This is a genomic window from Streptomyces colwelliae, from assembly GCF_048158785.1.
In the GTDB taxonomy this organism is placed as follows: domain Bacteria; phylum Actinomycetota; class Actinomycetes; order Streptomycetales; family Streptomycetaceae; genus Streptomyces.
In genome coordinates this window covers 1-8,811 of the sequence record NZ_JBLTJC010000405.1, presented here as the reverse complement: position 1 = coordinate 8,811, position 8,811 = coordinate 1, and the positions used below count along the sequence as shown (strand labels likewise).

The 8,811-nt window shown below is 67.2% G+C and carries 8 protein-coding genes; 3 read left to right on the top strand and 5 right to left on the bottom strand.

Going from position 1 to position 8,811, the window contains the following annotated elements:
- The first annotated feature begins 36 nt into the window (after positions 1-36).
- The 3 genes from ACNFOC_RS45630 (at position 37) to ACNFOC_RS45620 (ending at position 3,047) form a co-directional block, all read left to right on the top strand.
- The gene (locus ACNFOC_RS45630) at positions 37-1,077 is read left to right on the top strand and encodes an ABC transporter ATP-binding protein (protein WP_416964899.1); all 1,041 of its coding nucleotides are present in this window, start codon (positions 37-39) and stop codon (positions 1,075-1,077) included.
- Positions 1,078-1,102: 25 nt separating this feature from the next.
- Positions 1,103-2,149, top strand: a complete 1,047-nt coding sequence (locus tag ACNFOC_RS45625) for an ABC transporter ATP-binding protein (protein WP_416964898.1) — start codon at positions 1,103-1,105, stop codon at positions 2,147-2,149.
- Between the two features lie 151 nt (positions 2,150-2,300).
- Entirely contained in the window at positions 2,301-3,047 is a 747-nt protein-coding gene (locus ACNFOC_RS45620; RefSeq protein ID WP_416964897.1) for a class I SAM-dependent methyltransferase, read from the top strand.
- A 69-nt stretch (positions 3,048-3,116) separates the two neighbouring features.
- Here the strand turns inward: ACNFOC_RS45620 and ACNFOC_RS45615 are convergent, their stop codons facing one another.
- The 5 genes from ACNFOC_RS45615 to ACNFOC_RS45595 all read right to left on the bottom strand — a co-directional run.
- On the bottom strand, positions 3,117-4,238 hold the full coding sequence (locus ACNFOC_RS45615) for an ABC transporter ATP-binding protein (protein ID WP_416964896.1): 1,122 nt from the start codon (positions 4,236-4,238) through the stop codon (positions 3,117-3,119).
- An 11-nt stretch (positions 4,239-4,249) separates the two neighbouring features.
- Positions 4,250-5,311, bottom strand: coding sequence for an ABC transporter ATP-binding protein (locus ACNFOC_RS45610; protein ID WP_416964895.1), 1,062 nt, complete (start codon positions 5,309-5,311; stop codon positions 4,250-4,252).
- An 8-nt stretch (positions 5,312-5,319) separates the two neighbouring features.
- Entirely contained in the window at positions 5,320-6,300 is a 981-nt protein-coding gene (locus ACNFOC_RS45605) for an ABC transporter permease (protein ID WP_416964894.1), read from the bottom strand.
- Between the two features lie 91 nt (positions 6,301-6,391).
- Positions 6,392-8,200, bottom strand: coding sequence for an ABC transporter substrate-binding protein (locus ACNFOC_RS45600; protein ID WP_416964893.1), 1,809 nt, complete (start codon positions 8,198-8,200; stop codon positions 6,392-6,394).
- Positions 8,201-8,320: 120 nt separating this feature from the next.
- On the bottom strand, positions 8,321-8,811 hold a 491-nt coding region (locus ACNFOC_RS45595; RefSeq protein WP_416964892.1), incomplete at its 5' end, for an ABC transporter permease.

Sequence of the window (8,811 nt, the reverse complement as noted above, 5' to 3'; positions counted from 1 at the left end):
CCCCCTACCCCCCGCATCGCCCCCAGGAGCGTCTCCGTGACGAGCACCGATCAGCAGCCCTTCCTCTCCGTCAGGGATCTCAAAGTCCACTTCTCCACCGAGGACGGCGTCGTCAAGGCCGTCGACGGGCTCTCCTTCGACCTCGCCAAGGGCAAGACGCTCGGCATCGTCGGTGAGTCGGGCTCCGGCAAGTCCGTCACCAACCTGACGATCCTGGGCCTCCACGACCGCGACCGTACGGCGATCGAGGGCGAGATCCTGCTCGACGGCAAGGAGTTGCTGAACGCCACCGAGAAGGAACTCGAGCGGCTGCGCGGCAACAAGATGTCGATGATCTTCCAGGACGCGCTGGCCTCGCTGTCGCCGTACCACACGGTCGGCAAGCAGATCAGCGAGGTGTACCGCAAGCACACCGGCGCCTCCAAGAAGGAGTCCCGCGAGCGGGCGATCGAGATGCTGAAGCGGGTCGGGATCCCCCAGCCCGAGGTCCGGGTGGACGACTACCCGCACCTGTTCTCGGGCGGTATGCGCCAGCGCGCGATGATCGCCATGGCGCTGGTCTGCGACCCCGAGCTGCTGATCGCCGACGAGCCGACGACGGCCCTCGACGTGACGGTCCAGGCCCAGATCATGGACCTGCTGAAGGATCTCCAGCAGGAGTTCGGCACCGCCATCGTGTTCATCACCCACGACCTCGGCGTCATCGCCGACATCGCGGACGACGTCCTGGTGATGTACGGCGGCCGGTGCGTGGAGCGCGGCACCAAGAAGGAAGTGCTGACGGACCCGCAGCACCCCTACACGCTCGGTCTGCTCAGCTCCATGCCAAGCCTCGAAGGACCGGTCGACGTACCGCTGATGCCGATCCCGGGCTCGCCGCCCTCGCTGCTCAACCCGCCGTCCGGCTGCCGCTTCCACCCGCGGTGCGCCTTCGCCGAGAAGGTCCCGGGCGGACGGTGCTCCAGCGAGCGGCCCGTGCTGGAGGTGGTCGACGGCCGGGGCTCCGCCTGCCACCTCACCACCGAGCAGCGCCAGGAACTCTTCGCCGATCTCGCCGCCGTAGCCCAGCACAACTGACGTACTAGAAACGGGACTTCCCATCATGAGCGACACGAACCCCCTCCTGGACGTCAGCGGGCTGACCAAACACTTCCCGATCAAGGGCGGCTTCCCGATCCGGCGTACGGTCGGTGCCGTGCAGGCGGTCGACGGGCTGGACTTCCAGGTCGGCGAGGGCGAGAGCCTGGGCCTGGTCGGCGAGTCGGGCTGCGGCAAGTCGACGACGGGCCGCCTGATCACCCGGCTCCTGGAGCCGACGGCGGGCAAGATCACCTACCGCGGCCAGGACATCTCCCACGCCAACCGCAAACAGCTGGCGCCCATCCGCTCCGAGATCCAGATGATCTTCCAGGACCCGTACGCCTCGCTGAACCCGCGGCAGACGGTCGGCAAGATCGTCGCGGGCCCCATGGAGATCAACGGCATCAACCCGGCCGGTGGCCGCGAGGCCCGCGTCCGTGAGCTGTTGGAGATCGTCGGCCTCAACCCCGAGCACTACAACCGCTTCCCGCACGAGTTCTCCGGCGGCCAGCGCCAACGCATCGGTGTCGCCCGTGCGTTGGCCCTCGAACCGAAGCTGATCGTCGCGGACGAACCGGTCTCCGCCCTGGACGTCTCGATCCAGGCACAGGTCGTGAACCTGCTCCAGAAGGTCCAGAGGGAACTCGGCATCGCGTTCGTGTTCATCGCCCACGACCTGGCGATCGTCCGGCACTTCTCACAGCGGGTCGCGGTAATGTACCTGGGCAAGATCGTGGAGATCGCCGACCGCGACGACCTGTACGGCAACCCGCGTCACCCCTACACGCGAGCCCTGTTGTCCGCCGTGCCCGAGGCCACGGTGGACGAGACGCCCGCCCGGGACCGCATCCGGCTGGTCGGTGACGTACCGTCGCCGATCAACCCGCCCACCGGCTGCCGCTTCCGCACCCGCTGCTGGAAGGCGACGGAGAAGTGCGCGACGGAGGCTCCGCCGCTGGTACAGGTCGAGGGCAACAAGCCCGGCCACCTGACCGCATGCCACTACCCCGAGACGGCGGACACCGTTCCGGCACCCCGTCTCTCCAAGGACCCCGAGGCGGCGGCCTGACACACCCCTTTAGTCAGCCGCCCCCTTCAGGAACGGACTTTCACCGGCCCATTGACCCGAGCCCATGAACGTCCGGTTCCAGGGGATGAAGGCCCGCGCCCACCCAGGCGCGGGCCTTCGCCGTCCCCTCCTCCCGTGACACACTGCCGCGGTGATTGATCGCTCGTTCGCGGATCCTTCGCTCGCCGCGCTGTACGACACCCTCAACCCGTGGGGACCCGGCGACGACTTCTGTCTCGGGCTGGTCATGTCCGCCGGCTCCGTGCTCGATGTCGGGTGCGGTACCGGGCGGTTGCTCGGGCGGGCCCTGCGGGAAGGGCATCGAGGGCGGCTCATGGGGATCGATCCCGCCGCCGCGATGCTTGTGCTGGCGCGGGCTCATGAACCCGGCGTCGAGTGGGTCCTCGGGGATCTGCGGGCGCGGGAGTGGCACGGCGAGTTCGAACTCGCCGTCATGACCGGCCACGCCTTCCAAGTACTGCTGGGCGACGAGGAGTTGCGCCTCGCCCTGAATGCCGTACACGCCGCTCTCGTGCCCGGCGGGCGGTTCGTGTTCGAGACGCGGAATCCGGGGGCCCGGGCCTGGGAGACGTGGACGCCGGATCGGGCGCGGGAGATCCCGGACGGGCGGGGCGGGGTCGTACGCGTGTGGCACGAGGTCGAGTCCGTGGCATCCGCCGGCGATCGGGTCACGTTCACCGAGACCTTTGACGGTGCGCTGTGGGAACGGCCGCAGGTCGACCGGACCACCCTACGATTCCTCGACACCGACACTCTGGACCGCTTCCTCGGCGAGGCGGGGTTCGCTGTTGTCGAGCGGTACGGCGACTGGGAGCGGGGGCCGTTGACCCCTGCCTGCCCTGAAATCATCACCGTGGCTGAAGCTGTGGGCCGTTGATGCACCTAGGGCGTCTTCGGGCGGCCCGACGGTCACGTCTTCACGCCGTCAGGCCGGCCGGCTCGGCTCCTACTCGTCCAGCGACTCCTCCAGCGCGACCAACGCCGGGTCCAGCACGATGTCCTCGTCCCGTGCCTCGATCGTCGGCTCCTCCGGGAAGTGGCAGGCCGTCAGGTGGGCGGGACGGTTGCCCTCGATCTGGATCAGGGGCGGTTCCTCGGTCGCGCACTTGTCCTGGGCCTTCCAGCAACGGGTGCGGAAGCGGCAGCCGGAGGGAGGTGAGATCGGGGAGGGGACGTCGCCCGCGAGGCGGATGCGTTCGCGGCCGACCGTTTCGTTGTCGCTGAGGTTCACCTCGGGCACCGCGGACAACAGCGCGTGGGTGTACGGGTGCCGGGGGCGGGTGTAGATGGAGTCACGGTCGCCCACCTCGATGATCTTGCCGAGGTACATGACCGCCACGCGGTGCGAGAAGTGTCGTACGACTGCGAGGTCGTGGGCGATGAACAGGAACGCGATGCCGAGTTCCTTCTGGACCTCCTGGAGGAGGTTCACCACCTGGGCCTGGATCGAGACGTCCAGGGCGGAGACCGGTTCGTCCGCGACGATCAGTTTGGGCTCCAGGGCCAACGCCCTTGCCACGCCGATGCGTTGGCGCTGGCCGCCGGAGAACTCATGCGGGAAGCGGTTGTAGTGCTCGGGGTTGAGACCGACGATCTCCAGGAGTTCGCGGACCCGTTTCTCACGGCCGCCCTCCGGCTGGATGCCGTTGATCTCCATCGGGCCCGAGATGATCTTCCCGACCGTCTGCCGCGGGTTCAGCGACGAGTACGGGTCCTGGAAGATCATCTGGATCTCGGAGCGGATCGGGGCCAGTTGCTTGCGGGAGGCGTGGGAGATGTCCTGGCCGCGGTAGGTGATCCTGCCCGCGCTCGGCTCCATCAGGCGGGTGATCAGGCGGCCCGTCGTCGACTTGCCGCAGCCCGACTCGCCCACGAGGCCGAAGCTCTCCCCCACGTGCACGGTCAGGTCGATGCCGTCGACGGCCTGGACGGCGCCGACCGTACGGCGGATCGGGAAGCCGCCCTTCACCGGGAAGTGTTTGGTCAGGCCCTCCACCACCAGCAACGGGTCACCGGAGGCTTCCGGTACCGCGTCGCGCGGTGCGGGCAGGACGAGGTCCTCTGTCATGACGTCTCCTCCTAGCCCAGTCGGGGCTTGATCTCTTCGATGAAGATGCTGCGCTTCTCGTCCGCCGTGAGGTGGCAGGCCGAGGCGCGGTCGGGGGCGAGCAGCGGGCGTTCGGTGACACAGCGGGTGCCGCCGACCCGGTCCTGGAAGGTGCAGCGGGGGTGGAAGCGGCAGCCCGAGGGCGGGTTCAGGAGCGAGGGCGGGGCGCCGGGGATCGGGTCCAGGGGCGCGCTCAGGTCCGAGTCCAGGCGGGGCATGGAGTTCAACAGGCCCCAGGTGTAGGGGTGTTGAGGTGAGCGGAGGACATCGTTCGTCGTGCCGCGTTCCACCGCGTTGCCCGCGTACATCACCATGATGTCGTCGGCCATGTCGGCGATCACGCCGAGGTCGTGCGTGATGAAGACGATCCCGGAGCCGAACTCCTGCTGGAGGTCCTTGAGGAGGTCGAGGATCTGGGCCTGGACCGTCACGTCGAGGGCGGTCGTCGGCTCGTCGGCGATCAGCAGGTCCGGGTCGCAGACCAGGGCCATGGCGATCATCGCGCGCTGACGCATACCGCCGGAGAACTGGTGCGGGTAGTCGTGCGCCCGTTCCTTCGGGTTGGGGATGCCGACCTTGCCGAGCATCTCCACGGCGCGCGCCCAGGCGGCCTTCTTCGAGGCGCCCAGGTGCTTCATGTACGGCTCGGCGATCTGGCGGCCCACCGTGTAGTACGGGGAGAGGGCGGTCAGCGGGTCCTGGAAGATCATGGCGACCTTGTTGCCGCGCAGCTTCTCCATCTCGGACTCGCGGGCCGTGGTCAACTCCTGGCCGTCCAGGAGGATTTCGCCCTCTACGGTGGTGAACATCGGGTTGTGCAGGCCGAGGATCGTCAGGTTGGTGACCGACTTGCCGGAGCCCGACTCCCCCACGATGCCCAGCGTCTTGCCGCGTTGGACGTCGAAGGAGAGACCGTCGACGGCGCCGACGACGCCGTCCTCGGTCTTGAAACTGACGTGCAGGTCCCGCACCGAGAGAAGCGCACCCGCGTCGGCCGGCGAGGGAGCTCCGGCTTCCTTGGTCAATGTGGTCACGAGTGCTCCTAGGCCAGCCGCACGCGCGGGTCGATGAAGGCGTAGCAGGCGTCGACGATGATGTTGAAGAGGAGGATCATGGTGGCGGAGAAGATCATCACGCCCAGCAGCAGCGGCAGGTCGCTGTAGAACACCGCCTGGACGGCGAGGTTGCCGAGGCCCGGCAGGCTGAAGGTGTACTCGGTGATGATGGCGCCGCCGAGCAGTGCGCCCAGGTCGATGCCGAAGATGGTGACGATGGGGATCAGCGAGCCGCGCCAGGCGTAGCGGAAGAAGACGTATCTGCGGGACATCCCCTTCGCCTTGGCGGTGCGGACGTGTTCCTCCTGGAGCTGTTCGATCATCGCCGAGCGCGCCATACGGGTGTACTGCGCGGCGAAGATCGTGGACAGCACGACCCAGGGGATGATCAGCCCCGAGAACCAGCTGATCGGGTTCGCGGTGAAGTTGTTGTACGCCGGCTTGTCGAAGATGTGGGTCTGGTAGACGAGCAGCGCCAGTGCCAGTGGGCCCAGGAAGTAGATCTGCATCGAACTGAGCACCATCGCCCCGGCCGTGGCCGTCTTGTCGATGATCGTGCCGCGCTTCCAGGCGGCGAGCAGGCCGGTGCCGAGGCCGATGAGCAGGAAGAAGAAGGCGCCGCCGAGGGTGAGCGAGATGGTGGTGGGCAGCCGGTCGATCAGCGTGGCCCAGACCTGGTCGTTGGTGTGGTACGAGTACCCGAAGCACGGGGCGGGGCAAGGGCCTTGGGCGAAGCCGTTGCTGCCCATGACGAGGTTCTTCAGGAAGATCCCGTACTGCGTGCTGATCGGCTTGTCGAGGCCGAGCACATGGTGGATGTTCGCGAGGCTGGTCGGGTTGCACGTCTTGCCGCACATCAGCAGGCCCGGGTCGCGTGGCATCCCGAAGAACAGCAGGAACGTGACGATGCTCAGCAGGAACAGGATGACGACGGCGCCGAGGAACCGGCGGACGAGGAAGCGCAGCATGACAGGGGCAGCTCTCTGACGTCGGCGGGCCGTCCGGCACCCGGTGCCTCACCCCGAGGGGCGGGAGCACCAGGTGCCGGACGGACGGCGGTTACTTGACGAACAGGCGACGCGGGTCGACGCCACCGATGACGTCGTCGTAGACGAGGCCGCCGACCTTGGATCCGGCGATCTGGGTCTGCTTGTAGTACGCGGTCGGGACGAAGGCGACGAGGTCCTTCACGAGGTACTCGTCGATCTTCTCCCAGGCGGCCGCGGCCTTGACCGGGTCGGTGATCTTGTTCGCCGCGTCGATGTCGGCGTTCACCTTGGGGTCGTTGACCTGCGAGTAGTTCTGCGCACCGTCGGCGATGCCGCGTCCGTCGTAGAGCGGCGGGACGACGGTCGAGGCGGACGGCCAGTCGGCGCCCCACGCGGTGTGGAAGATGTCGTAGTTGTTGTCCAGCTTGCTGACCTGGTCGTAGTAGGTCTCGGCCGGGATCTCCTGGCGCTGGACGTTGAAGCCGGCCTTCTTCAGGCCCGCCGCCATGGCGGTGGAGTACTGCTGGCCCTCGGGGGTGTTGGTGTAGCCGAAGGTCAGCTTCATGTTGAGCTTGCCGGCCTTCTTCAGCAGCGCCTTGGCCTTCTCCGGGTCACCGGCCGGCTTCTTCTTCTTGCCGAACGGGTCGAACGCGGCGTTGTAGCCGGAGACGGTCGGGCTGATGGTGCCGCCGGCGACCTCCATCGCGTCGGTGCCGCCGAAGGCACGGAGGAACGGCGTGATGGGCAGCGCGTAGGCGATGGCCTCACGGACCGTCTTGTCCTTCATGGCCGCGTGGCTGTTGTTGATGTTCATCTGTCCCACGTACGGCTGGTAGCCGGAGATCGTGCGGGACTTCATCTTCGGGTCCTTGAGGACGCTGGACAGGTTGCCCGCGTCGACCTGGTTGTTGAAGCTGATGCCGGTCTGGTCCGCGCCGCTGTCCGCGAGGAGCGCCTTCGTCGACGTCTCGTACTGCTGGTTGAACGTGAAGTTGAACTGGTCCACGTACTGGTGGCGGATCGGGTCCGTCTTCGGATCCCAGTTGGTGTTCTTCACGAGCACCATCGACTTGCCGGACTTGAACGACTGGATCTTGTACGGGCCGCTCGTCACCGGCGACTTGTCGTACTTCGCCTGGGTGTCGCCCTTGGCGGAGACGACGGCGTAGCCCGCCATGGCCAGGGCGTACGGCAGGTCGGAGTGCGCCGTCTTGAAGTGGAAGATGACGGTCTTGGCGTCCGGGGTCTCCAGGACGGTGCTCGGCAGGTGCTTGCCCTTGTACGGACCGTCCGGCAGCAGCTTGCGGTAGTCGGCGCCGGAGGTGTCGGCCAGCCACTGCTGGAGGTAGGACGGGCCCTGGTTGATGAAGGGCGCGAAGAGCCGCTCGAAGGTCTGGCGGAAGTCCGCGGACGTGATCGGCGTGCCGTCAGCGAACTTGATGCCGTCCTTGAGCGTGTACTTCCAGGTCTTGCCGCCGTCCGTGGTGGTACCGGAGTCGGTGGCGAGGTCGCCGACGACCTCGTGGCCCTTGCCGTCGTTGGTGGTGGTCTTGTAGCCCGTGAGACCCCGGTGGATCAGGGTCGCGAGCGAGCCCTCGTCCGAGACGTATATCTGGGCCGGGTCGAGGTGGGCGTAGCTGTCACGCTGGAGAACCTCCATCGTGCCGCCCGACTTGGCGCCGGCCACGGCCGCGGCCGGTCCGGTGGAGTCCGCGGCGTCGCCGAACTTGATCGACTTCTGCTGTCTTGCCGCGTTCTCCTTGTCCTGCTTGTTGTTGTCACTCGCGTCGCTGCCGCCCTTGCTGCAACCGGTGAGCACAAGAGCCCCGGCCGCGAGCACGGAGAGCGCGGCGTATACGTGGCGTCCGCCCCTACTCATCACTCAGTTTCCACCCATCTGTGTGTCACCAGTGCACAAAGGAATTCCCGTGCTGGATCGCCGTGCTGGATTGCTGTGTTGCCGTGCGGTATCCGGGCGAGGACGCCCACCAACGGACGGTCAGCGCGCCGTCTTGGGATCGAAGGCGTCCCTGACCGAGTCCCCGAGCAGGTTGAAGGCCACGATGAAGATGATCATCGAGACACCCGGGAAGAACATGTAGGTGATGTCGTTCGACATCACGAGTTCGGTGGACGCCTTGGAGAACATCTGTCCCCAGTCCGGCGTCGGTTCGACGATGCCCACGCCCAGGTAGGACAGGCCGGCCTCGGCGGTCACGAAGCCGGGAAGCATGTACGTGGACTGCACGAGGATCGGCGTGACCACGTTCGGCAGGATCTCTCTGCTGATGATCCGCCAGGACGAGGCTCCGCTGACCCGGGCCGCCTCGATGAACTCCCGTTCGCGCAGCGCCAGACTGGTGCCGCGCAGGATGCGGGCCAGGCTCATCCAGCCCAGGAACCACTGCACCGCGATGAGCGCCACGACACGGACGTAGGTCGGCGTCTCGTCGGTCGGGCTCACGAAGAGGGAGACCACGACGGGCATGC

What these genes read in the sequence shown, in the direction of transcription:
- ACNFOC_RS45625 (WP_416964898.1), top strand. Translation starts at nt 1,103, where the DNA reads ATGAGCGACACGAACCCCCTCCTGGACGTCAGCGGGCTGACCAAACAC.
- ACNFOC_RS45615 (WP_416964896.1), bottom strand. Translation starts at nt 4,238, where the DNA reads ATGACAGAGGACCTCGTCCTGCCCGCACCGCGCGACGCGGTACCGGAA.
- ACNFOC_RS45605 (WP_416964894.1), bottom strand. Translation starts at nt 6,300, where the DNA reads ATGCTGCGCTTCCTCGTCCGCCGGTTCCTCGGCGCCGTCGTCATCCTG.
- ACNFOC_RS45600 (WP_416964893.1), bottom strand. Translation starts at nt 8,200, where the DNA reads ATGAGTAGGGGCGGACGCCACGTATACGCCGCGCTCTCCGTGCTCGCG.